The sequence below is a fragment of the Sulfurimonas lithotrophica genome, from assembly GCF_009258225.1.
Lineage (GTDB): Bacteria > Campylobacterota > Campylobacteria > Campylobacterales > Sulfurimonadaceae > Sulfurimonas > Sulfurimonas lithotrophica.
The window spans coordinates 1,246,804-1,271,779 of sequence record NZ_CP043617.1 but is presented as its reverse complement, the minus strand read 5'-3'; the positions used below and the strand labels follow the sequence as shown (position 1 = coordinate 1,271,779).

The following is a 24,976-nucleotide window of genomic DNA, read 5'->3' as shown; positions in this document are numbered from 1 at the left end:
AGCCGAAATTATAGACAAAAAGTATTTCAATGTCAAGGGTATTTTTGACAAATTTAAAAAAAAATCTATTTTCTAGTTTGAACTCTTTTTAATCTACTTTCTTATATAATAAAATCAAATTTAATTAGGAATATTTATGACACCGACCCAGAGAGTTTTAGAAGCTATAGAAGAGATTAAAAAAGGTAAAATGATCATCATGTGTGATGATGAAGACAGGGAAAACGAGGGTGATTTAGTTTATGCAGCCGCATTTTCTACCCCTGAACACGTTAATTTTATGGCTAAAGAAGCTAGAGGTCTTATCTGTGTAGCTTTAAACAAAACTACGGCAGATAGGTTAGAGCTGAACCCTATGGTTAGTTCTAATTCTTCATCTTATGAAACTGCTTTTACGGTTTCAGTAGATGCAAAAACCGCTTCAACAGGTATATCTGCAGCTGAGCGTGACGATACAATCAAGATTTTGGCAAATCCTATTTCTCATGCGGATGAGTTAGTAAAACCCGGACATATTTTCCCTCTTATAGCTAAAGACGGTGGTACACTTGTTCGTACCGGGCATACGGAGGGAAGTGTAGATATTTGTCGTTTAGCAGGTTTACAAGAAGCGGGAGTAATTTGTGAGATTATCAAAGAAGACGGTACTATGGCAAGACGAGATGATCTTGATATTTTTGGAGAAAAACATGGTTTAAAAACCGTATTTATATCAGATATAGTCGAGTACCGCTTGGCAAACGAAAGACTTGTCAAAGAAACAAAAGTACAAGAGATAGAGTTTTTTGGCGTAAAAGTTAACCGACATACATTTGAAGACCATGACGGAGTAGAACATACTGCAGTAGTTTTTTACAAAGCGGGTGAAATAGCAAATGTTCGTGTTCATAATGTTATACCGGATATTGAGTTACTGCTCAATCAATCAAAATATAAAAATCTAGTTAATTCTATTGAATATCTAAAGCAAAATAGCGGTGTATTAGTATTTATAAACAAAACAAATCACCAAGATAATGCTCATATGAAAGAGATTGGAACAGGAGCACAGATACTTAAAAGTCTCGGTGTTTCAAAGATGAATCTGTTAAGTTCCGCAGCTAAAACAGACATAGTAGGTTTAGGTGGTTTTGGTCTTGAGGTTAGTGAAACAATAACTATATAAAAACGGGGTGCTTATGCTGAGCTTTTATGAACGGATAGAAGATGATAAAAAAGTTAAAATAGAAGTCGAGAGTGATATAAAACGCTATTTAAATAACTCTTGGCTTTTAAGTGTTTTTTTACACATAGATAGCTCTAGTTCTGATTCTGAGCACTATATGGATTTTCTGCGTTTAAAAGGTTCTCTTATTATCTCTTTAGAAGATGAAGACAGAACAGGTTATGTAGGTTCTCGTGCCGTTGACGGTTGGACAGAGTTTTATTTTTATTCAAGTACTTCTCAGGATATTAAAGTTCGCAGTGGAGATGTGCTTCAGTATGCAGACTATAATTATGAAAGTCATGTAGTAAAAGACGAAGACTGGTCTTTTTACCATAGAAATCTTGAACCGACTCTAAAAGAGGCTGAAAAAATAGCCCTAATTAAAAAAAAAGTAAAAGAAAATAAATAGATGATAGAAAAATATATAAATATTGACGAAGACTTTAATATAGAAGTCGAACTTGATATTAATGAAGACGTACAAACTTACCCTTGGTTATTTTCACTTTTTATAGGTAGTGAGATTAGTGATGAAATAAAGAGTGAAATTATTGAAATAGTAGAGAAAAAACCGTTTGTAAAATATGTAGGGATGCGTTTGATAGACGGCTGGAGCGAATTATATTTTTATTCGCTTAATTCTAAAAATATACAAAACGAGATTCACTCTTATCTTCAACAAAACTCTTTTAAATTTGAGAGCGGTGTTGTAAAAGATACTAAATGGGAATTTTACCAAGGAAATTTACAACCGAGTGAGTTAGAGTTTTTTATGATTGAATCTCAAAAGATTGTAGCTATGCTAAAAGAAGAGGGTGACGATATAATAAAAGAACGTGAAGTTGAGCACTATGTTATGTTTGACACCCAAACTCAGATGCAAAGGTTTGTAGAAAACGTCAAAACTATCGGTTTTGAATTTAAAGATGAGATAAGCAGTGATGAGTGTGAATACGGTGTAGCTGTTGTTAAAACTCATAACCTGCTTTATAAAACACTTTATGAGAACATACAAGAACTAAATGAACTTGCAAGTAAAGAACATGGCTATTATGAACTTTGGAGTACTACTTTAGTGGAGGAATAGTAGATGAATAAGATGTTTGCACTTACAGGTGTGTTAAACTATCTTATCGTTGTTTTTTTAAATGCTTTTACGGACTTAGGTCATAAAATAATCATACAAAACACTATTTTTAAAGTATATGATTCTAGTGAGCAAATAATTTTAACTGCGATTATAAATGCTATGATTTTGCTACCTTTTATCTTGGTATTCTCTCCTTCAGGTTTTTTAGCAGACAGATTTGCCAAACATACTATAATGAAACACTCGGCTGCTTTTGCGGTTGTGATTACACTTTTTATTACATTTTCATATTATCAAGGTTGGTTTTTATTTGCTTTTTTGATGACCTTTTTATTGGCACTTCAAAGTGCAATATATTCTCCTGCAAAATATGGATATATAAAAGAGCTAGTCGGTGAAAAGTTTATAACACAAGGTAACGGTGCAGTTCAGGCTGTAACTATTGTAGCTATACTTGGCGGGATTATTTTTTATTCTGCATTTTTCGAGTCAATGGTAGCAGATAATTTTCATACGAACGAAGATATTTTAAAAGAGATTGCACCGCTTGGATGGTTTTTGGTTTTTGGCTCAATTATAGAGTGGTTTTTAGCATCAAAATTACCAAATAAAATGTTAAAACTAAGTTATAAAAAATTTGATTTTAAAAAGTATATTAAAGGGGACTATCTTTTAAAAAACCTAAAAATCACTAAAAGAAAACCTGAGATTTTTGAAGCTATTTTGGCACTGAGTATTTTATGGTCTATATCACAGGTCATACTTGCTATTTTCGGTGAATATGCTAAAAGTCAGCTTGGTGTTACGAATGCACTTGTTGTTCAAGGTGTTATGGCACTGGCAGGTTTTGGAATAGTTTTGGGTTCGGTTGTAGTTTCGATATATTCAAAATATTTTATAAATCTCGGTTACATTGTCTTGGGTGCTTTTGGAATTACTATAGTTGTTTTTATCGTTCCATATACCGCATCTATGGCTATAAACGCCTTTTTGTTTTTACTCTTTGGTGTTTTTACGGCTTTTATTATAGTTCCTTTAAATGCGCAAATACAGTACTTGGCTCCATCTGTGCATCTGGGTACTATACTTGCAGGGAACAATTTTATACAGAACATCTTTATGTTTACGTTCTTATCTATAACGACAATATTTGCATATTTTGGAATGGATTCAGAGGTTTTATTTTATATTATGGGTTTTGTCGGAATTTATCTTATATACTTGGTATATAAAAGATACTCTTATATGGCAGTTTGGGCAATCTTTACTTTTTTATTTTGCATAAGATATAAGGTTGAATATAAAGGATTGGAAAATATACCTAAAAACCAAGCTGTATTGCTTCTTGGAAATCATGTGAGTTGGTTGGATTGGTTGATACTTCAGATGCCTATAAAAAAGCGCATAAATTTTATGATGGACAAAGATATATATAATTATAAAATCCTAACACCGGTACTTAAAAAAGGCAATGTGATACCTATATCATCTAAATCGTTTAAAGATTCAATGATTGAAGCATCCAACAGATTAAAAAACTCTGAAATAGTAGCTTTGTATCCGGAAGGAGAAATTTCAATAGATAATAATCTTTCAAAATTTAAAAGTGGTTACGAAAAATTAGACGGCGGAGACGATTGTTTAATCGTTCCGTATTTTATAGACGGGATGTTTGGTTCTTTATTTGCAAAAAATAAAAATAACCAACACGATTCTATGCTTAAAAGAAGAGTTATAAGTGTTGAGTTTGAAAAACCTATTTTAAATAATATAAAAGCCGATGAGTTGCAAAAGATTATTCAAAAGCTAAAAGATAAAAAAGATTAGATAGATAATATTATGTTTAGTGTGGTAAAATATAACTATGAAATGAAGATAGGTGGAGAATAATTTAATGAACAAAACTTTGATTATAGGTGCCGGAGGCGTCAGTCGTGTTGTTGTACACAAATGTGTACAAAATGCAGATGTATTTGGTCAAATCATACTCGCTTCAAGAACAAAAGCCAGATGTGATGAAATAAAAAGTGAATTGCCGGATGCAGATATTGTTACTGCAGCGGTAGATGCAGATAATGTAGATGAACTTGTAGCTTTGATAGAAAAAACAAAAGCTGACATAGTTGTAAATGTGGCATTGCCTTATCAAGACTTAAGCATAATGGATGCCTGTATAGCCACTAAAACTCCGTATCTTGATACTGCAAATTATGAACATCCGGATGAGGCTAAGTTTGAATACAAACTTCAGTGGGCTAGAGATGAAAAGTTTAAAGAAGCGGGAATTATGGGTCTGCTTGGAAGTGGATTTGACCCGGGTGTTACAAACGTGTTTTGTGCATATGCCCAAAAGCATTATTTTGATACGATAGAGTATATAGATATTTTAGACTGTAATGCAGGTGATCACGGGTATCCTTTTGCAACTAATTTTAACCCTGAGATAAATCTTCGTGAAGTTTCAGCGAATGGTCGTTACTGGGAAAACGGAGAGTGGATAGAAACGAAACCGATGGAAATTATGCAAGTTTGGGATTATCCTGAAGTAGGTCCAAAAGATTCATATCTATTGTATCATGAGGAGATGGAATCTTTAGTTAAGCATATTAAAGGTTTAAAGCGTATAAGATTTTTTATGACCTTCGGTCAAAGTTATCTAACACATATGAATTGTCTGCAAAACGTAGGGATGCTTGGCATCGAACCGGTTGAGCATCAAGGGCAAAAAATAGTACCGATAGAGTTTTTAAAAACACTTTTACCAGATCCTTCTACTCTTGGTCCTCGTACAAAAGGTAAAACAAATATAGGTATAGTCGCAGAAGGTTTAAAAGACGGTGTCAGAAAAAAAATATATATCTATCAAGTGAGTGACCATGAAAAATGTTACGAAGAGACAAATTCTCAAGCGGTTTCATACACTACGGGAGTTCCTGCGATGATTGGAGCAAAACTTATGCTTGAAAATAAATGGAGCGGCAAAGGTGTATTTAATATGGAAGAGTTTGATCCTGATATATTTATGGACGAGTTAAATACTCAGGGACTTCCTTGGCAGATTAAAGAATTAGAGGTTTAAGATGAATTATAACAGTTTAGTAAATACAATCGAATCATTACCGCCTCTTTCAAATGCGGCAACTATGATTCAAAAGCTGTACGAACATGGTGCAGCAGAAGTAAATATTTCTAAACTGGTTAAATTGATAGAATCGGATGCAGTACTTACCGCAAATATTTTAAAAATGATAAATTCTCCTTTATACGGCTTTTCAAGACAAATCGCATCCGTAGCACAAGCTGTTACTCTTTTTGGAACAGATATGGTGTACGGGTTGGTTATACATTATGCAATAAACGAGAGAATGAAAGCAAATACCGATATGTTCGGAGTTTCCCCGACTATATTTAATGATATCTGTCAATTACAAAGTTCCCTAGTAACACAGTGGTATTCTAAAATAGACACCCGCCAAGCTCAGTTTTTAGCTCCATTGGCACTTATAATGGAGTCAGGAAAATTAGTTATGGCAGAAGATATTATCAAAGGTGATTATATACAAGATTTTAAAATACAATATCAAAAAGCAAAAGATCCCCTCTCATATGAGGATTCTATCTTTGGTACATCCTCATATTTTGTATCTGGTATGTTGTTTGAGCATTGGAACTTGGAACCTTTATATGTAGAAATATTAAAAGCACTTGATTATGAACAAGAATATACAACAAATAAAGTTCAAAGTTATGCAGATACTTTAGCAGTAATAAAAACTGCTATTAATCCTAGAGAAATTTTAACAAAAGAATCGGTTTTAAAAGCGGCAAGACTTGTCGATAATCAAGGTTTTGACAAAGACTATTTTATAAGTGTAGCACTTAGAATTAAAAAAGCGTATATAGAAAATTTAAAAAAAAGATGAAAACTCCGTATTATTTATGTGAAGAGAAGCTTTTAGAGAAAAATCTTAAGCTTCTTGATTATGTCCAACAAAAGAGTGGTGCTAAGATTATTTTAGCACTTAAGGGTTTTGCGATGCACTCAACCTTCCCATTGGTATCAAAATACCTAAAGGGTTGTACTTCAAGTGGTTTGCATGAAGCCAAACTTGCATATGAAGAGTTTAAAAAGTATAATGAAAAAGCTGAAGTTCATACATACTCGCCTGCATACAGTGAAGATGATATAAAAGAGATTGCAAAGATATCCGACCATATCGTTTTTAACTCTCCAAGTCAGCTTTTTAAGTATGTCCGATTAGTAAAAGATATAAATAAAAACGTCAGTTTATCTATCAGAATAAATCCTGAAGTATCAGCTTCTCCAAAAGACATATATAACCCATGTGGACTTTATAGTCGTTTAGGGACTACTCTTGAAAATTTTAACGAGGATGTTTTAGAACATATAGACGGACTTAATTTTCATGCCCTTTGCGAACAGGACGTAGATGCACTTGAAGAGGTATTGGAAGCATTTGAGAAGAACTTCTCAAAATATTTCAAAGGTTTAAAATATATAAATTTTGGAGGAGGGCATCACATAACTAAAAAAGGTTATGATGTAGAAAAACTTATTCGAATAATAAAAACTTTTAGAGAAAAATATGATGTTGAAGTGTATCTTGAACCGGGAGAAGCCGTAGGCTGGGAAGTAGGATACCTTGTCAGCACGGTACTTGATACTTTTAACAACGGTATGGATGTAGCTATACTTGACACTTCTGCAGAAGCACATATGCCCGACACTCTTGCGATGCCATATCGTGCAGAGGTTCGTGGTGCAGGAATAGCAGGAGAGAAAAAATATACCTACCGCTTTGGCGGAAATACATGTCTTGCCGGCGATATTATGGGTGATTATTCTTTTGATGAACCTCTAAAAGTTGGGGATAAGGTTGTTTTTGAAGATCAAATCCATTATACGTTTGTAAAAAATACTACATTCAACGGAATTAAACTCCCGTCTTTAGTTTTAAAAAAGCTTGATGGAACTGTAGAATTGGTTAAAGAGTTTGGATATGAAGATTATAGAGATAGATTGTCATAAACCCTCAAGTAAGATATGCCAAAGCCTATCTACTTCTTTATTGCTTAAAAATAGGCTAGATTTATGTTCATATAACTCTTTAAGTCCATGCTGAGATATTTGTAAAGTATGTGTACACTCTTTGTGAGTCGGAAGATAAGCACGAATGAGTGATATATCACCCTCAATTTTATTATGACATAAAAAACATTCCATCTCTGTGTGCAAACGTCCTTCATATTCAAGAAGCTTCACATAAGACTCTACTGCTACTCTTTTTGAACTTTGTTTATCCCAATTTTGAGATGCGTCCTCTAGGAGATTAAAATAAAAATCGTCAATTTCGTGCGCATCTTTTAGATGCTTATAAAATAACCTCAAAAAATTTTGCCAAAGACGAAGTTTTTCATGATTGTTTATCCATTTATATCCGATATGAATAACGTCTTTTAATCTCTCAATAGATGATTTTGCCGATCCTTCTTTTTCATAGTCTATTTTAAAACCTAGATTTATTACACCGTGTCTAGCACCGTAAAATCTATAAAGGGTATCTAAAGAGTTTTTTGATATTATTGTGACAATTAAGTCTTCATCTTTTACTTTGTTAAGATTTATTATAAAACCTTGCATTTTTTTGCTTCTTTTATTCTCAAATTATAATTATATTTAAAAAATTTTATCAATATAATGCTTCTTTAAAGCTTTACCCGATATAATAAACCACTTTGTCTCTAAATAGACTAAGTTTCTTTAAAAAGAGATTAAATTTATGAAAATTTAGTGGTAAATTTAAAAATTTAGGAGTAAAAATGATTGAACATCATGATTTATTAAGATCGTTTAAAGATAACTGTGGTTTTGGTCTTATAGCCAATATCAAAAATAAACCTTCAACAAAAGTTTTAAACGACGCAGTTACCGCACTAGAGCGTATGATGCACCGTGGAGCAGTTGCAGCTGATGGAAAAACAGGGGACGGTAGTGGACTTTTACTATCAATGCCGGAAGAATTTTTAAGAAAGGAAGCTGCGAAAGAGTCCATTGAACTTCCAAAACAGTTTGCCGTTGCATCGGTGTTTTCAAAAAATGTAAAAGAACTGGATATTTTAGAAGAAGTATGTACAAACAATGATTTAAAGGTAGTTCTTCGCAGAAATGTTCCGGTTGATACAAAAGCTTTAGGGGAACAGGCTTTAGCATCATTACCGAATATCGTTCAAGTATTTATAATTCCTAATTCAATTATGGCAACTGAAAGATTTGATGCCCTTTTATATTTATCTCGTAAAGAAACAGAACATAAACTAGAAAATAATAGAGATTTTTATATTGCATCTATGAGCTCAAAAGTTCTTTCGTATAAAGGGCTTGTAATGCCTACTCATATAAAAGAGTTTTATAAAGATCTTCAAGATGAAACATTTAAAATCTCTTTTTCACTTTTTCACCAAAGATTCTCGACAAATACTCTTCCTGAGTGGAGACTTGCCCAACCATTCCGTGCAGTAGCTCATAATGGTGAGATTAACTCGGTAGAGGGGAATCGTATAAATGTAAAGATAAAATCAGAATCTATCAAAAGTGAAGTTTTCACGGATGAAGAGATTAAAAGAATTTTACCGATATTGCAACCAAAATCTTCAGATTCCGCTTCAGCCGATAACTTTTTAGAATTTTTACTTGTAAACGGTATGGATTTTTTTAAAGCTGTTCGCGGTGTTATCCCTTCGGCTTGGCAAAATGCTCCACATATGGATCCTGAACTTCGTGCATTTTATGAGTATCACTCAACTGTGTTTGAAGCTTGGGACGGACCTGCGGCATTCTCTGTAACGGATGGTCGTTATATCGGCTGTACGCTTGATAGAAACGGACTTCGTCCTTCAAAATATATAATTACAAAAGATGATACTTTATTGATAGCATCTGAGTACGGTGTAATAGATATTGATGAAGAAAATATTAAAGAGCGTGGACGTTTACAGTCTGGAGAGATGCTTGGACTTGATTTAAAATATGGAAAGATTTTAAAAAATGATGATATTAACAATTATTTAAAATCTTCTAACCCATATATGAAGTGGTTAAACGAACATATGATATATCTTCAAGAACACGTAGAAGAACAATACAATACTCAGTGTGATTTTGAAAGTAAAGATATAATCAATCGTCAAAGATATTTCAATATAACCCAAGAAGTTATTGAACAAGTAGTCGAACCTATGATGAAAGATGCTAAAGAAGCAGTCGGTTCAATGGGTGACGATACGCCTTTGGCTGCTTTTTCCAATAAGCAAAGAAATTTTACCGATTATTTTAAACAAAAATTTGCACAAGTAACAAATCCGCCTATAGATCCTATTCGTGAAAAAGTTGTTATGAGTTTAAATACCGGTTTTGGTGAAGTTCACAATATATTAGACGAAATTCCGTCTCATGCACATAGACTAAAAGCAATTTCGCCGATTATTACAAGTGAAAAACTTGAAGTATTGAAATCTTTCGGTGATAAAAAATCTCCTCGATATCAATCTTTTTATAATAATAAAACTTTTTCAACTGCATATAAGAGCGACTTAAAAAAATCTTTAGAATCTTTAGTTAAAGATGTTATAGATTCCGTAAAAAATGACGGAGTAAGAATTGTTATTTTAGATGATTACGAGTTTTGTGAAGAAAAAGCGATTATCCCTATGGCTATGGTTGTGGGACGTTTAAATATAGCACTGCTAGAAGCGGGAGTTAGACATCTTGTGTCTATGATTGCTGTAACCGGCGAGGTAGTTGATTCTCACTCGGCTGCAGTTCTTCTTGGTTACGGTGCATCTGCCGTATATCCAAACTTACTTTTTGCAACGGTCATTCAAAAGTTAGATGAGTCTAAAGTTATGGATATGGACTGTCATGAGGCATTAAAATCCGTCCATACTGCGTTAAACGGCGGATTATTGAAAATAATGTCTAAAATGGGTATTGCAACAATTGCTTCTTATAGAAACTCTGGTTTATTTGATGTTATGGGCTTAAATGAAGAGATAGTAAAAGATTGTTTTGAAGCTTCAAATTGTGCATTAAGCGGACTTGGTTATGATGATATAGATAATCGTATTCAAAAATTTCATAAAGAAGCATTTAACGAAAACGGATTTTCTAAAATATTCCCTTTAAATATAGGTGGATTTTATAAATTTTATCACGGTTCGGAACATCATGATTTTGGACCTCTTGTTATACAGGCAATACATAAATGTGTTAAAAGTGGAAAAACAGAAGATTTTGAAGAGTTAAAATCTCTTGTAAATAAACGCGGGTTAAAGTTTATCCGTGACTTCTTTGACTTAAAATCGGATAGAAAATCGATTTCAATAGATGAAGTCGAACCAAAAGAAGAGATATTTAAACGCTTTGCATCTGCTGCAATGAGTCTTGGTTCAATCTCTCCTGAAGCTCATGAGACTATAGCTATGGCTATGAATAGAATAGGCGGTCAATCAAACTCGGGTGAGGGTGGTGAAGATGTAGAGCGTTTTGATACTGATAGAAACTCTAAAATCAAACAAGTTGCATCCGGACGTTTTGGTGTAACTCCTGCTTATCTAAGAAGTGCGGAAGAGATTCAAATTAAGGTAGCTCAAGGTGCAAAACCGGGTGAAGGTGGACAACTTCCGGGTCATAAAGTAACAGCCTTAATCGGTAAACTTCGCCATACTGTTCCGGGTGTTACTCTTATTTCACCTCCGCCGCATCATGATATTTATTCTATTGAGGATTTAGCTCAGCTTATTTTTGATATGAAACAGGTTAACCCTAATGCTCGTGTAGCTGTAAAACTTGTTTCAACTATCGGTGTAGGTACGATAGCCGCAGGTGTTGCAAAAGCATATGCAGATAAAATTATTATCTCTGGAGGTGACGGCGGTACCGGTGCTGCTCCTCTAACATCTATTAAGTTTGCAGGTAATCCTTGGGAACTTGGACTTAGTGAAGCTCACAATGCACTTAAGGCAAATAACCTGAGAGGCCTTGTAGAGGTTCAAACAGACGGTGGTTTAAAAACCGGTTTAGATGTAGTTAAAGCTGCACTTTTAGGTGCTGAATCTTATGCATTCGGTACAGGTGTCCTTACAATCGTTGGTTGTAAAATGCTTCGTATCTGTCATGTAAATAAATGTTCTGTAGGTATCGCAACTCAAAATGAAAAACTTCGTGAAGAATTTTTTAAAGGTCATGTTGACCAAGTTATTAACTTCTTTACATTTTTAGCTGAAGATGTTCGCTCAATTATGGCTGAACTTGGTTTCAAAACTATGCAAGAGATGATAGGACGTAGTGATATACTAAAGGTTAAAGATGATGAATTTGCTCAGAAATTTGATTTCTCATCTGTACTACACAAAGAAGAGGGTGTAGATACTCATCAACAAAAATTCAATCCGCCTTTTGACGATAACAAATTTGAAGTAGATGTTCTAAAAGAGGCTATGACTGCTATTCAGCATCCGGAACATCCTATAAAAATTCAAAGAGAAATAACTAACTTAAACAGAAGTTTCGGTGCTCGTATCAGTGGTGAAATAGCACAGTATTACGGTGATGAAGGTCTAAAACCTGATACGATTAATATCCAGTTAAGCGGTATTGCGGGTCAAGCTCTTGGAGCATTTTTAATTAACGGTATATCTATAAACTTAGACGGTGTCGCAAATGATTATATTTGTAAAGGTATGCACGGCGGTAAAGTTATAATCAGGTCTAAAAATGAGGGTGAAGAGTTTTCAGCCGGTGGTAATACTTGTCTTTACGGTGCTACAGGCGGTAAACTTTATATCTCAGGTGCAGTAGGTGAACGTTTTGCTGTTCGTAACTCAGGAGCATTAGCCGTTGTAGAAGGTACAGGTGATAATGCTTGTGAGTATATGACGGGCGGTGTAGTAGTTATCCTTGGTCGCACTGGTATAAACTTCGGTGCGGGTATGACGGGCGGTGTATCTTTTGTATATGATGAAGATCACTCTTTTGTAGAGAATGTAAACCACGAACTTGTTGAAGCTGTTCGTATAGATACTGATGAAGGTGATGAAGCTAGACATTATCTTAAAAAACTGTTAAAAGATTATTTAGTAGAAACAGGAAGTAAAAAAGCTAAAGAATTACTTGATAACTTTAGAGTAGAAGTTAGAAATTTCTGGTTGATTAAACCTAAAAATCTAACAAAACTACCGTTAAATGTAGAGAAAGGAGACTAGTCATGAGAGAATATTTAAATATAGAAAGAGTAGAACCAAAAAAAAGATTAGTCGTAGAACGTGTTAAAGATTTCGGCGAAATTTATGAAGTTTTTGAAAAAAGTGATGCCGCAAGTCAAAGTGACAGATGTATTCAGTGCGGGGACCCGTTTTGTTTAAATAAATGTCCTCTTCACAACTATATACCACAGTGGTTAAAGGCGGTAAGTGAAAAAGATTTGGAGTTTGCTTTTAAACTATCAAATGAACCTTCACCTTTTCCTGAAGTTATGGGACGTGTATGTCCACATGATAAACTTTGCGAGGGTGACTGTACATTAAACGACGGTCACGGTGCTATTACAATCGGTTCGGTTGAAACTCATATCACAGAAGCTGGGTTTAAAGCTGGATATGAACCTGATTTTCCTGGAATTACGACGGATAAAAAAGTAGCAATTATCGGAAGTGGACCCGCAGGGCTTAGTGCTGCAACTTATCTTCTTCGCTCAGGAATAGCTGTAACTATGTATGAAAGAAGTGATCGTGCAGGTGGACTTTTAACTTATGGTATCCCTAACTTTAAACTTGATAAGAAAATAGTTGAGAGAAGAATAGAATTCCTTAAAAAAGCCGGAATGGAGCTTGTTTTAAACTGTGAAGTAGGTCGTGATATAGATTTTGCAGATATTGCAAACAGTCATGATGCTATGTTCATAGGTATCGGTGCCACAAAAGCAAAAAAAGCTTCACTTAACGGTGAGAATGCTTCAAATGTATATAGTGCAATGGAATACCTGACTGCAATACAACGTAAAAATTTTAAACTTGATTATGATAAAAAGTTTGATTTTAAAGATTTGGATGTTGTGGTTATAGGTGGTGGTGATACTGCTATGGATTGTCTTCGTACTGCTAAGCGTGAGGGTGCAAAAAGTGTAACATGTTTATACCGTCGTGATGAAAAAAATATGCCGGGAAGTAAAAAAGAGTATAAAAATGCTATGGAAGAGGGTGTTGATTTTAACTTTTTAACATCTCCAAAAGAGATAATTTTGGATGATTCAAAAGCTATAGCGGTAGAAGCCGTAAAAATGAGTTTAGGTGCAAAAGACGAGTCCGGTCGTCAAAAAGTTGAGGAGCAAAAAGGAAGTGAACACAGAGTAAATGCAGATATTATCATTATGGCATTAGGTTTTGATACAGAAGTACCTTCTTTTTTAGCTGAAAACGGTATTGAAATCAATAAATGGGGTGAGATTATAATTGATGAAGATACACATGAGACTTCTACTTCAGGCATCTACGCCGGAGGAGATTGTTATCGTGGAGCCGATCTTGTTGTAACGGCTGCGTTTGATGGTCGTGAAGCTGCAAGAAGCATAACTAAATCTCTTCTAAAATAGATATTAAGGTAGCACTCTAGTGCTATCTTTGATAAAAAAATCACAATCTGTTTGCTTTAAACTATATTTTGGTATAATCGCACTCATAATATATAGATAATTTTAAGGACTTTTCGTGAATCTACTAAATATTTTTTCTAAAATCTCTGATAAACAACCTGTAAAAAATGAAGCAGCTTCTCACTGGGTCAAATGTAAATCTTGTCACTCTTTGATGTACTATAAAGAAGTGGAAAACCAAAATTACGTATGTCCTAAATGTGGATTTCACCTTCGTATAGGTGTTAAAGAGCGTGTTAAGCTATTAGCAGATGAGGGTACATTTGTTGAGTATGATGAAAATCTAAGACCGATTGATCCTTTAAAGTTTTCAGATAGTAAAGCTTATACTAAACGTATAGAAGAAGGACACGAAAAAACGGGAAGATATTCTTCGGTTGTAAGCGGTGAAATGACTCTTAACGGTGTAGCTGCACAAGTTGTTATATTTGACTTTAAATTCATGGGTGGTTCTTTAGGCTCGGTTGAAGGTGAAAAAATTGTTCGTGCGGTAAATCGTGCTATAGAGAAAAAGCAAGGTGTAATTATTTTAAGTGCATCGGGTGGTGCGAGAATGCAAGAGAGTACTTTTTCACTTCTTCAAATGAGTAAGACATCTGCTGCTTTAGCAAAACTTGCTAAACATAATCTTCCATATATTTCAGTTTTAACAGATCCTACGATGGGCGGTGTATCTGCTTCTTTTGCAACACTTGGCGATATAATCATCGCGGAACCGGGTGCACTTGTCGGTTTTGCGGGTCAACGCGTAATTGAGCAAACAATAGGTTCAGAACTTCCAGAAGGTTTTCAAAGAGCTGAGTTTTTACTTGAGAAAGGCTCAATAGATATGGTTGTAAATAGAAATAACCTCAAAAAAACTTTGAGTGATCTTCTTACAATGTTTTATAGTAAATAAAGCTTCTTATGCAACTTTATGCACTCTGTGATCAGGAACTGTTAGATTTATATAATATATCACTAGAAGAGTTTGTAAAGATTGCATCTACAAATGATGCAAAAGTTATCCAGTATAGAAATAAAACCTCAGATATTGCATTTATTAAACAGCAACTTATTCAAATCAGAAAACTTTATGACGGCTTTTTAATCGTTAATGACAAATATGAATTAGTAGAGTTTTGTGACGGAGTTCATCTTGGTCAAGAAGATTTAAAAGAGATAGATCCGGATGCTGCAAAAGCAGTAAAAATATTAAGAAGCGTAATTAAAAAAGATAAACTTTTAGGTATATCTACACATAATGAAAAAGAAGTTGTAGAAGCAAACGGTTTAGATTTAAACTATATTGGACTAGGTGCATATAGGGATACTTCTACAAAAAAAGACATATCTGCGGTACTTGGCGATAAAATTGAAAATATAGCTTCAAAATCAATCCATCCCGTAGCTGTTATAGGCGGTGTTAAACTTGAAGATAAATTTGAAAATATATCTTATAAAGTTATAGGAAGTGGACTGCTCGGATGAAAATAGATATTATATCTATAGCAAAGAAAGAAAAATCAATCTATGATCCCTTGTATAAAGACTTAACAAAAATGATAAGTCGTTTTGCAAAAATTGAAGATAAAGAAATTTTTAATAAAGATATAACAAAAGCTCATAATCTATCTGCAGAAGCTTCACAAAAGGCATATACAAAGGTTTTAAAGCCATATTTAAATGGTAATTGCAACATTTTGTTACATCCTGATGGAAAAATAATCGATTCTTATGAATTTAGTAAGCTTTTAGATGGTAAAATCACGATTAAATTTTTCATTGGTGGAGCTTATGGTTTTGAAGATGCTTTTTTAAACAAAGCAGACAAAGTTATAAGTTTGGGAAAAATTACTATGAGTCATAAAATTGCAAAAACTGTTTTGTTAGAACAAATATATAGAGGTTTTTCAATTTTAAGTAATCATCCTTACCATAAATGATTTTATTAACATAGAAAGAGAGATAAAAAGTTGCAAGAGAGCGAATTAAACTACTTTAAAGAGATTTTAGAGAGTCGTAGAGAACAAATTGAAAAAAATATCAATGGTGTTAACGATGAGTTAAGTCAACTGAGTGGACAAGAGTTAAACGATGAAGGTGATCATGCTTCAAATAGTAATAACTCTATGATTGAGAGTGCCATTGTCTCACAACAAAATAAAGAGTTACAAGAAATTAACGTAACTTTAGGTAAAATATCGGACAAAACTTATGGAATTTGCGAAATGTGTGAAGATCCTATCGGTTTTCAACGCCTAAAAGTAAAACCTCATGCTATTTACTGCATTGATTGTAGAGAGATAGTAGAAAAATCAAAGTAAGGTCTAAAAAATGTACTTAAAAAGATATACAATTGCATCAATGTTTTTGATGATATTAGTCGGTTGGTATGTGTATGCATTCATAACTCAAGAAACTTATATAATAGAGTTTTTTGGGTTAAAGTTACCGTCTATGTCAATTGCTATATTGGTTGTTGCACCGCTTGTTATTTTATATATAGCTAGTATGTTGCATATGAGTTTTTACTCATTTTTAAATACATTAGATAGAAGAAAATACGATAAAGACTATGAAAAATTTGTGGACTCTATTATAGACGCATTTTTAGGTAAGGAAGATAGACACAATATCTATAAAACAGATAGATATGAACTCTTGGGTCAATTGTTAGATAGTTCAAAGCTTATGAATGACGGCTCTTTAAGTCCTGATACTCCAAATGAAAAGCTAAATAAAGTAATTTCCATTATGGAAGATTTAAAAAACGGTAATGTTGTTGATTTAAAAAAATACTCATTAGATGAGAATAATCAGTTGGTTAAATTAAATCATTCAAATATGTACAAAAATTCAAAGCTATCGGCTGAAGATATTTTAAATTCAAAAGTAAAATATAATGAAGAACTTTGTCGTAAAGTTTATGTTGATTTTGTTAAAGAAGCACCATTATATGCAATTGAAAGTTATAGCGAATATCTGACAAAAGAAGCTATGTTTATTATTTTATCTAGAATTAATTCAGATAAAAATACATTAGAAATTCCAAATGAATCTTTGATAAAGTTATTGTCCGGTTTAGAATTAGATGTTAATGATTATGTTGAGATGTCAAAAACACTGTCTTTACATATGATTCCTGAACAGAGAATAAAACTGTTTGAGATGCTTAGTGAAAAAAATGAAGAAGCGATGGATGCATATTTATTTACCTTATTTGATTTAGAAATGATAGACCTTGCTAAAGAAATATTAAATATTTCTCAAGAGAATGAATATTTGAATTTTAAATCATATCTTGATTTAAAAGAGTGCGGTAAAAATTACAATATCGAGCTATTTGTTTAAAAAATGACTTTTAATAAACCAGCATATATACTAGCACCACTTGCTGGTTTTACCGACTTGCCCTTTAGAAGTGTTGTAAAAAAATTTGGAGCTGATCTTACCGTTAGTGAGATGATAAGCTCTAATGCGCTTGCACACGGCTCTCAAAAAACATTGCATATGTTGGAAAAATCTCCTTTAGAAGATCCATACTCGGTACAAATCTCCGCAAACGATCCGGATATGGCCAGGCGTGCCGTTGAAATCCTTAATAATATAGAAGGAATAGATATAATAGATCTCAATTGTGGTTGTCCCGTTCCTAAAGTTTTCGGTCACGGTTCAGGCTCAGCACTCTTAGATGATTTACCTAGACTTAAATCAATACTTAATGCTATTAAAAACACATCAAATAAACAAATGGCATCCGCAAAAATAAGATTAGGCGTAAATGAAAAAAATCATGTAAATATAGCAAAAAATATTGAAGAAACGGGTGTTGATTTCATAGCGGTTCATGGTCGTACACGAGCAGGTAAATATAAAGCTCCCGTTGATTATGATGCTATAAAAGAGATAAAAGAAGCCGTATCTATTCCGGTAATCGCAAATGGTGATATAGACTCATTTGAAAAAGCAAAATGGGTGCTTGAACATACCGGAGCTGACGGTGTTATGATAGGTCGCGGTGCTGTTGGTGCTCCTTGGATATTTCATCAGTTAAAATCAGGTAGCAGTGATATTAGCTTAGAATTAAAGCATGACATAGTTCTTGAACATTACGATAAAATAGTGGAGTTTTACGGGGAGCGTGGTGTAGCAATTTTTAGAAAACATACACATACCTATTCAAAGGGTTATAAAGGTGCTTCTGCATTAAGAGATGAAGTTAATAGAATTAACGATATAAAAGAGTATAGAGATATAATAGATGACTTTTTTAAAAATGGTGAAATGGCGTAATGCTAAATATTTCTCAAGATATAAAAAAGTTAAACGATAGTGATATAGCAGATAATTTACTTCATTATGAATACAATGTAAAGCATCTTTTATCTTTAATTAAAAGTAACGTAGATAAAGAAGAAGCTCAATATTTAAGTTCATACCGTTCCTTTGAGGGAGAAGTTTATGAAAACTTTCTTTATGAGAAACTTGTAAAATATGCAGAAAAAAACGATGATATTGTAAAGTTCGTATTAAAAGGTTTTCACCAAAATAAAGTAAAATCAAATCCAAATACACTTTCTATTAGTGAAAAACAGCAGATTGTTTACAGAACTAAAAGTCGTGAAATAAGCGAATTTGATGCAATGTTTATAACAAAAGACAATGAATTGTATTTTGTTGAGATGACACTTGTTAAAAATGTTTTAAAATTAAGAAAAAGACTTAGAAAGAAAAAAGCTCTTTTAGAAATTATATTCCCAAATTATGAAATTAAAGCGCTTATTATCTTAAACAACGGTGCTACAGGAACAAAACAATTTCCGTCTTATTGTAAAGTATGGTTTACAAATGAATTTTCATCTACAAAAGTTTTAGAATATATACTAAACCCGCATAAGAAAAAATTAACTCCTAAACTAAAATCAAATTCTTCAAAAATGATAGAAGCTCATACTTTGAAACTTCATCCTTTTAGATACTATAATACTATGAGTTGGATTACAAAAATGTTACGTGCTCATAAAAAACATGTCTTGGATTTAGGTTTTTTAATGAATCCTAAAATTCAAAGATATCATGATTTGTACAATAAGTTATATATTGGATATATGAATATAGATGAAGCTAAAAAAATACTAGAACTTGAAGGCGAATATAAAGAGGACCAAAGAGTAGTTGTAGCTTTAGAGAAAAAACATACCGATGAAATAGTGCTTACATATTATATTCAACTCACACGTAAAAAATTATACCTTTATTCATTTAACGACGAAGGTAAACAAGTTAAAGAGAAAAAAGACCCGTACGGTATTACCGTAACGGAAGTTTTTCATATAAATAAAATGATGGACAATTCGTATGAATTAAATGAGATAAATGTTAAATTTATAAAAAAGTTACTTTCAAACATCGTAAGAGATGCTTGAAGCTTTTTGTGAGTATGATTTAACGTTAGTTTCACTTTGTAGATCTTGATTATTTAGAAAGTTTTCCAACATTTGCTGATGATCTTGCAAAATTATGTTAAATTCCTCTTGGGAAGCAGGTTTATCATCTTGAAACCTATCTAAAAGTACATTGTTTGAACCCATCATAACTAAATAGCTCTGATCTATAAAATCAAGCATAACTACGCTGTTTTTTTCATCTATATTTTTTTGAAATCTTATACTAACTTCATGATCTTGATGCTTTAGTGGATTTGTCGTGATTTTGTTGGCATCTTGTTGTTTTGTATTGTTATTTTTAGGCGTTACTCTTTTCTTTATATAAAATAGTATGATAATACCGATTATTAAAATAGCAATTACAATATAATAACTTTGTGTCATATCATCGGTTTTTTTTGTCGGTAAATAAGATAGGTTTGAGTTAGAGTCCGTTGTTATAGACTTCGTATTAGAGGTATTTGTTTTAGTGACTAAGCCTGCTTTTTGAAATCTAAGTCTTAAACCATATGCATCTGCTGTTTTTGATACTTTTAAAGTTATATTTTCAGAGACGGAAGCAATAAGTTGAACATAACCCTCTAAAGGTGTAATAGCAAGAGTTTTGATATATTTAGATGATATTTGTTTAAGCTTTGAAGATTCTATTGAAGCATCTTGGAGTTTTATAATTATTTTAGAGGTAGTGCGGCTTTTTTTAATGGTACCGTTGTAAGGTACATCAAATGTTATCATTATATCTACTCTGTCAGTTCTATCATAGACATTGTAACTTAGTATTTTTGAAGCATAAATTGAAAGCGGTAAAAGAAAAAGTAAAATTATTTTTATCATAAGCGTTCTTTTGAGAGATGGTATAGTACTGCACTTGAATCAAGAATTTCATTAATACGTATAGCAAGGTTCTTTTCATATACCATAACTTCACCTTTACCCAATATACGTCCGTTTACGTATGCTTCTACTGATTCTCCGGCAGGTTTCCCTAAATCAATAATGGAGCCTTTGCTTAAGTCTAAAATTTCTGCAATGCTCAACTTAGTTTCGCCCAAATCTGATATAAACTCTACTTCCATATCTAAAAGACCGGAATAATCCATCCATGATAATTCTTTAAACTCATCAAACTCAGGAGGCTGAGTTCCAAAATGTTGACGGTTGTTGTGAGCTTTTTTCAATCAAAGTTCCTTTATAGCAATAGATAGTTTATCGTTTTGTACCTGTATAGTCTTTATGTTATCATATTCATAATCAAAACTACCGTCTTTTTCAAAAAAAGGAGTAGATATAGAATATGAGTTGTTAGACTCTTCTGCTAAGACCTTGGCACTTCCGACAATTAAGTTAGCCGTTTCTAAAAGCATATCCTGTAAAGTTTCATCGTCACTTTCATCTTCTTCAAGAAAAATATACGAAACTTTTTGAATAAACGATTTATCAGCACTTATATACACTCTATATTTATTTCCAGAATGTGTATCTAAGTCTATATAAGCAATAAGTGTTCTATCTTTATTTAAAGTGTCATTTAGAGTAAATTCATCTCTAATTTGATGTACACAAAAATTTTTTGCAGCTTCAATTATGGTATTAAACATTCTTATCCTTCGTAAGTGAAAATATTATACTTGAAAAAGACTCAAATAAATATTAAAGCGCTTAAAGGATATAATTCGAAAAAAGTTTAGGTAGCATATGTTAGCGTTGATTTTTCTTGGCATTGTTGTCGGTCTGCTTTCCGGTTTTTTCGGCATCGGAGGCGGAACAATTTTGGTACCGCTTCTTTTAGCACTTGGATACAATACTAAAGTAGCCATAGGTATAGCCGTCGTGCAGATGGTTTTTAGTTCAATCTACGGAAGTTACTTAAATAAAAAAAACGGTTCATTAGATTTTAGTATTGTCCTTTACATAGCTATAGGTGGTTTTGCAGGTGCTATGCTTAGCGGAGGTTTAGCTTCTTATTTTAGCGATACGACTTTAGAGCTTATTTTCCTTCTTTTTGCTACATTTGCACTTGTAAGATTGTTTTTTAAAGTTGAAGAACATAAAGAACATAGAAAATTAAATAAAATTTTATTGTTTTTTATAGGTTTATCGGTAGGGTCTATAAGTATGACTATAGGTGTCGGAGGCAGTCTTTTAATCGTACCGATTCTAGTCGGATTTTTACATGTTGATTTAAAACGTGCTATTTCTGCAGGACTGTTTTTTGTGATTTTTTCCTCGGTTGCAGGTTTTATCTCCCACTATATGAGTGGACATATAGATTTGCATACGGGGCTAATAGTAGGTATATCATCCCTTTTTGGCGTATATATAGGGATATATTTAAAACAAAAAGTAAAGCATGCTTTACAGAGAAAACTTATAATAATATTTTATGTGAGTGTAGTATCTTACCTCATATATAGAATATTTGGATAAAAACTTTTTTGAGAGAGATAAATGAAAAAAGATGTTATAAAAATAACGGGTGCTAAAGAAAATAATTTAAAAAATATAAATTTAACAATTCCTAAAAACGAACTAATCGTTATGACCGGACTTAGCGGTAGCGGAAAGTCAACATTGGCATTTGATACCCTTTATGCCGAAGGTCAAAGACGTTATATGGAATCTTTATCTTCTTATGCCAGACAATTCTTAGACCGTGTCGGAAAACCGGATGTAGATAAGATAGACGGACTTACGCCTGCAATCGCAATCGATCAAAAAACAACTTCAAAAAATCCGCGCTCAACCGTTGGAACTATTACAGAGATATATGATTATTTTAGACTTTTATTTGCCCGTGTAGGCGTGCAACACTGTCATAAATGCGGTAAAGAGATATCGCAGATGAGTGCATCGGATATCATAGGTGAAGTTGCAAAACTTCCAGAGGGTGCAAAACTTGTTTTGTTAGCCCCTCTTGTTCGCGAAAAAAAAGGCTCCTATTCAGATCTTTTGGAATCTCTTGTTCACAAGGGATATGTTCGTGCTCAGATTGACGGCGTTATGGTAAGACTTGATGAAGAAATAGAATTAAGTAAGACTAAAAAACATACTATAAAAGTTGTTATAGATAGGGTAGTCGTAAAACCTGAAAATAAAGAACGTATAGCATCTGCTGTTGAAAAAGCTCTTAAGCAAAGTTACGGCGAGCTTGAAGTTGAGATTTTAAATGCTAAAGAGCTCGATTTAAAAAACGATCATATCCATTACTCTGAACATAATGCCTGTTTTGACTGTAAAATAAGTTTTGATCCACTAGAGCCTCTTAGTTTTTCATTTAACTCACCAAAAGGTGCATGTAGTGAATGTGATGGTTTAGGACTTCGCTATGCGCTAGACCATGATAAAATAATCGATAGTGATTTAAGTATTGAAAAGGGTGCGATAAAAATTGTATATGGATTTAACAAGGGTTATTATTTTACATTTTTAAAAGGCTTTTGTGAGGCAAATGACATTGATATCACAATTGCATATTCTGAATTACCGACTCATCAGCAAAAAGCTATTTTACACGGAAGTATAGACGAAGTTGAATTTTTATGGAAAAAACATACCGTAAAAAGAATTTTCCCGGGGATTATTCGTATAGCTTACGATATGTTCAAAGATGAAAAAGATTTAGCTGATTATATGAGTGAAAAGGTTTGTAATGTATGTGGTTCACATAGACTAAAACAAGAATCTTTAGCCGTTAGAGTAGGGGACATGGGTATAGCAAATCTACTTGATATGCCGATAAGTAAAACATATGAATGGTTTGAAAATAAAGAACATTTTAATCACTTTGATAAACAGCAAGAAATGATATCAATCCCTATTTTAAATGAGATTCGCGAAAGACTTTTCTTTTTGCATGATGTAGGTCTTGGTTATATTACGCTAGGGCGTGATGCAAGAACTATTAGCGGTGGTGAAGCACAAAGAATCAGAATAGCATCTCAAATCGGTTCAGGACTTACGGGTGTTATGTACGTACTAGATGAACCGAGCATCGGTTTACATGAGCGTGACACCTTAAAACTTATACGTACACTTCGAAGTCTTCAGGAAAAAGGAAATACAGTTATAGTTGTTGAGCATGATAAAGAAACAATTGAGAATGCAGATTTTATAGTAGATATAGGTGAAGGTGCAGGTAAGTTCGGTGGTAATGTTGTTTTTAGCGGTACTTTAGATAAACTAAAAAACGCAAAAACTACTACTGCAGATTATCTATTTGGTCGTAAAAAAATAGAGTACTTTTATAGACGAAAACAAGACAAGTGGATAGAGATAAAAAATGTAACTCTAAATAATATTAATAATCTAAGTGCGAAAATACCGCTAAACAACTTTGTTTGTATCACAGGTGTTAGCGGAAGCGGAAAAAGTTCGCTTATGCTTCAAACGCTTTTGCCAACAGCTCGTGAGCTTTTAAACCATGCCAGAAAAGTAAATAAAGTAGCCGGTGTAGAAATAAAAGGGCTTGAAAATGTTGACAAGGTTATATATTTGGATCAAAGTCCGATAGGGCGTACACCCAGAAGTAACCCAGCTACATATACAGGTGTGATGGATGAGATAAGAAATATGTTCGCAAGCACCAAAGAGAGTCAAATACGTGGATATACATCTTCAAGGTTTTCCTTTAACGTTAAAGGCGGAAGATGTGAAAAGTGTCAAGGCGAGGGTGAAAACAAGATAGAGATGCACTTCTTACCGGATATTATGGTTAAGTGTGATGCTTGTGAAGGTAAACGTTACAATCAACAAACATTGGAAGTTTTATATAAAGGTAAAACTATTAGCGATGTTTTAAATATGAGTGTAGAAGAGGCATATGATTTTTTTAAAGCTATACCGAAGATTCATCAAAAGATGCAAACCCTTGTAGATGTAGGACTTGGATATATAACCCTTGGTCAAAATGCCGTTACACTCTCAGGTGGTGAAGCTCAACGTATTAAATTAAGTAAAGAGTTAAGTCGTAAAGATACCGGTAAAACACTATATATTTTAGATGAGCCGACAACAGGACTGCATTTTGCAGATGTTGACAGGCTAACAAAAGTACTTCATCATTTTGTTGAGCTTGGCAATTCTGTTTTAATAATTGAACATAATCTTGACATGATTAAAAATGCCGACTATATTATAGATATGGGTCCTGAAGGCGGTAGTGGCGGGGGACTTATAATTGCGGAGGGTTCACCAGAAGAGTTAGCTGAAAATTATGAAAAAACGCTCTCTTACACCGGTAAATATATTAAAAAAGAGTTGTCTTTGCATAAAAAGTAATAATTAGATAAAATTTATTTATATAAATATCGATTAGGAATAATACATGAAAAAAAATAAAATGTTTTTTGCTCTTGCTTTAATAGTTATTGCTATTGGAATCGCTTATACGGGATATAGTGAATCAAAAGGTGCTATATCGGTTGTGTCAAATGCTATAAACGGAAGACCTACGGATAGTGTTATGATTAAATATGTTGCAGCGGCTGTTATAGCTCTTGGTGGATTGTTTTTGTTAAAAAAATAG

Annotated in this window: 23 protein-coding genes; 19 read left to right on the top strand and 4 right to left on the bottom strand. The window is 33.2% G+C overall.

The features are described from left to right. Nucleotides 1-136: 136 nt before the first annotated feature. The 7 genes from FJR48_RS06390 (at nt 137) to nspC (ending at nt 7,347) form a co-directional block, all read left to right on the top strand. A complete protein-coding gene (locus FJR48_RS06390) occupies nt 137-1,165 on the top strand; it encodes a bifunctional 3,4-dihydroxy-2-butanone 4-phosphate synthase/GTP cyclohydrolase II (protein ID WP_152307317.1) in 1,029 nt (342 codons plus the stop codon). 13 nt (nt 1,166-1,178) lie between these two features. Then, nucleotides 1,179-1,616, top strand: a complete 438-nt coding sequence (locus tag FJR48_RS06385) for a DUF695 domain-containing protein (RefSeq protein ID WP_152307316.1) — start codon at nt 1,179-1,181, stop codon at nt 1,614-1,616. Then, complete coding sequence (locus FJR48_RS06380; protein ID WP_152307315.1) at nt 1,617-2,294, top strand: DUF695 domain-containing protein; 678 nt, start codon at nt 1,617-1,619, stop codon at nt 2,292-2,294. Between the two features lie 3 nt (nt 2,295-2,297). Beyond that, nucleotides 2,298-4,124, top strand: a complete 1,827-nt coding sequence (locus FJR48_RS06375) for an MFS transporter (protein ID WP_241856024.1) — start codon at nt 2,298-2,300, stop codon at nt 4,122-4,124. 67 nt (nt 4,125-4,191) lie between these two features. Then, a complete protein-coding gene (locus FJR48_RS06370; RefSeq protein ID WP_152307314.1) occupies nt 4,192-5,376 on the top strand; it encodes a saccharopine dehydrogenase family protein in 1,185 nt (394 codons plus the stop codon). A gap of 1 nt (nt 5,377) precedes the next feature. Then, on the top strand, nt 5,378-6,220 hold the full coding sequence (locus FJR48_RS06365) for an HDOD domain-containing protein (RefSeq protein WP_152307313.1): 843 nt from the start codon (nt 5,378-5,380) through the stop codon (nt 6,218-6,220). Then, on the top strand, nt 6,217-7,347 hold the full coding sequence (gene nspC, locus FJR48_RS06360) for a carboxynorspermidine decarboxylase (RefSeq protein WP_152307312.1): 1,131 nt from the start codon (nt 6,217-6,219) through the stop codon (nt 7,345-7,347). The genes FJR48_RS06365 and nspC overlap by 4 nt, the downstream gene beginning before the upstream one ends. Here nspC and recO read toward each other — a convergent pair. Continuing rightward, nucleotides 7,342-7,959 (bottom strand): recombination protein RecO, encoded by a 618-nt coding sequence (gene recO, locus FJR48_RS06355; RefSeq protein ID WP_152307311.1) that lies wholly within the window; start codon nt 7,957-7,959, stop codon nt 7,342-7,344. The two genes, nspC and recO, sit on opposite strands and share 6 nt — an antisense overlap. A 179-nt stretch (nt 7,960-8,138) precedes the next feature. Between recO and gltB the strand changes: the two genes are divergently transcribed. The 9 genes from gltB to FJR48_RS06310 all read left to right on the top strand — a co-directional run bounded on the left by gltB (nt 8,139) and on the right by FJR48_RS06310 (nt 19,431). Further along, complete coding sequence (gltB, locus tag FJR48_RS06350; RefSeq protein WP_152307310.1) at nt 8,139-12,578, top strand: glutamate synthase large subunit; 4,440 nt, start codon at nt 8,139-8,141, stop codon at nt 12,576-12,578. Between the two features lie 2 nt (nt 12,579-12,580). Then, on the top strand, nt 12,581-13,963 hold the full coding sequence (locus FJR48_RS06345) for a glutamate synthase subunit beta (RefSeq protein ID WP_152307309.1): 1,383 nt from the start codon (nt 12,581-12,583) through the stop codon (nt 13,961-13,963). 115 nt (nt 13,964-14,078) lie between these two features. Continuing rightward, on the top strand, nt 14,079-14,921 hold the full coding sequence (accD, locus tag FJR48_RS06340) for an acetyl-CoA carboxylase, carboxyltransferase subunit beta (RefSeq protein ID WP_152307308.1): 843 nt from the start codon (nt 14,079-14,081) through the stop codon (nt 14,919-14,921). Between the two features lie 8 nt (nt 14,922-14,929). Beyond that, a complete protein-coding gene (locus FJR48_RS06335) occupies nt 14,930-15,493 on the top strand; it encodes a thiamine phosphate synthase (RefSeq protein ID WP_152307307.1) in 564 nt (187 codons plus the stop codon). Then, nucleotides 15,490-15,948: a 23S rRNA (pseudouridine(1915)-N(3))-methyltransferase RlmH gene (locus FJR48_RS06330; RefSeq protein WP_152307306.1), complete on the top strand. Its 459-nt coding sequence runs from the start codon at nt 15,490-15,492 to the stop codon at nt 15,946-15,948. Before FJR48_RS06335 ends, FJR48_RS06330 begins: the two co-directional genes overlap by 4 nt. Nucleotides 15,949-15,978: 30 nt before the next feature. After that, complete coding sequence (dksA, locus tag FJR48_RS06325) at nt 15,979-16,329, top strand: RNA polymerase-binding protein DksA (protein ID WP_152307305.1); 351 nt, start codon at nt 15,979-15,981, stop codon at nt 16,327-16,329. 10 nt (nt 16,330-16,339) lie between these two features. Beyond that, entirely contained in the window at nt 16,340-17,356 is a 1,017-nt protein-coding gene (locus FJR48_RS06320) for a hypothetical protein (protein WP_152307304.1), read from the top strand. A 3-nt stretch (nt 17,357-17,359) separates the two neighbouring features. Beyond that, on the top strand, nt 17,360-18,298 hold the full coding sequence (dusB, locus tag FJR48_RS06315; RefSeq protein ID WP_152307303.1) for a tRNA dihydrouridine synthase DusB: 939 nt from the start codon (nt 17,360-17,362) through the stop codon (nt 18,296-18,298). Then, on the top strand, nt 18,298-19,431 hold the full coding sequence (locus FJR48_RS06310; RefSeq protein ID WP_152307302.1) for a hypothetical protein: 1,134 nt from the start codon (nt 18,298-18,300) through the stop codon (nt 19,429-19,431). Before dusB ends, FJR48_RS06310 begins: the two co-directional genes overlap by 1 nt. On the opposite strand, the gene FJR48_RS06305 is transcribed toward FJR48_RS06310, so the two are convergent. From FJR48_RS06305 to FJR48_RS06295, 3 genes are read right to left on the bottom strand one after another with little or no spacing between them, the layout of a single operon-like run. After that, entirely contained in the window at nt 19,408-20,286 is an 879-nt protein-coding gene (locus FJR48_RS06305; RefSeq protein WP_152307301.1) for a hypothetical protein, read from the bottom strand. The two genes, FJR48_RS06310 and FJR48_RS06305, sit on opposite strands and share 24 nt — an antisense overlap. Then, nucleotides 20,283-20,630 (bottom strand): flagellar motor switch protein FliN, encoded by a 348-nt coding sequence (fliN, locus tag FJR48_RS06300; RefSeq protein ID WP_277872371.1) that lies wholly within the window; start codon nt 20,628-20,630, stop codon nt 20,283-20,285. The genes FJR48_RS06305 and fliN overlap by 4 nt, the downstream gene beginning before the upstream one ends. After that, a complete protein-coding gene (locus tag FJR48_RS06295) occupies nt 20,631-21,050 on the bottom strand; it encodes a chemotaxis protein CheX (protein WP_152307300.1) in 420 nt (139 codons plus the stop codon). Between the two features lie 97 nt (nt 21,051-21,147). Here FJR48_RS06295 and FJR48_RS06290 point away from each other — a divergent pair, with 97 nt between their 5' ends. From FJR48_RS06290 to FJR48_RS06280, 3 genes are read left to right on the top strand one after another with little or no spacing between them, the layout of a single operon-like run. Further along, nucleotides 21,148-21,879 (top strand): sulfite exporter TauE/SafE family protein, encoded by a 732-nt coding sequence (locus tag FJR48_RS06290; protein ID WP_152307299.1) that lies wholly within the window; start codon nt 21,148-21,150, stop codon nt 21,877-21,879. A gap of 21 nt (nt 21,880-21,900) precedes the next feature. Continuing rightward, the gene (gene uvrA, locus FJR48_RS06285; RefSeq protein WP_152307298.1) at nt 21,901-24,729 is read left to right on the top strand and encodes an excinuclease ABC subunit UvrA; all 2,829 of its coding nucleotides are present in this window, start codon (nt 21,901-21,903) and stop codon (nt 24,727-24,729) included. Between the two features lie 46 nt (nt 24,730-24,775). After that, a complete protein-coding gene (locus FJR48_RS06280; protein WP_152307297.1) occupies nt 24,776-24,976 on the top strand; it encodes a DUF3185 family protein in 201 nt (66 codons plus the stop codon).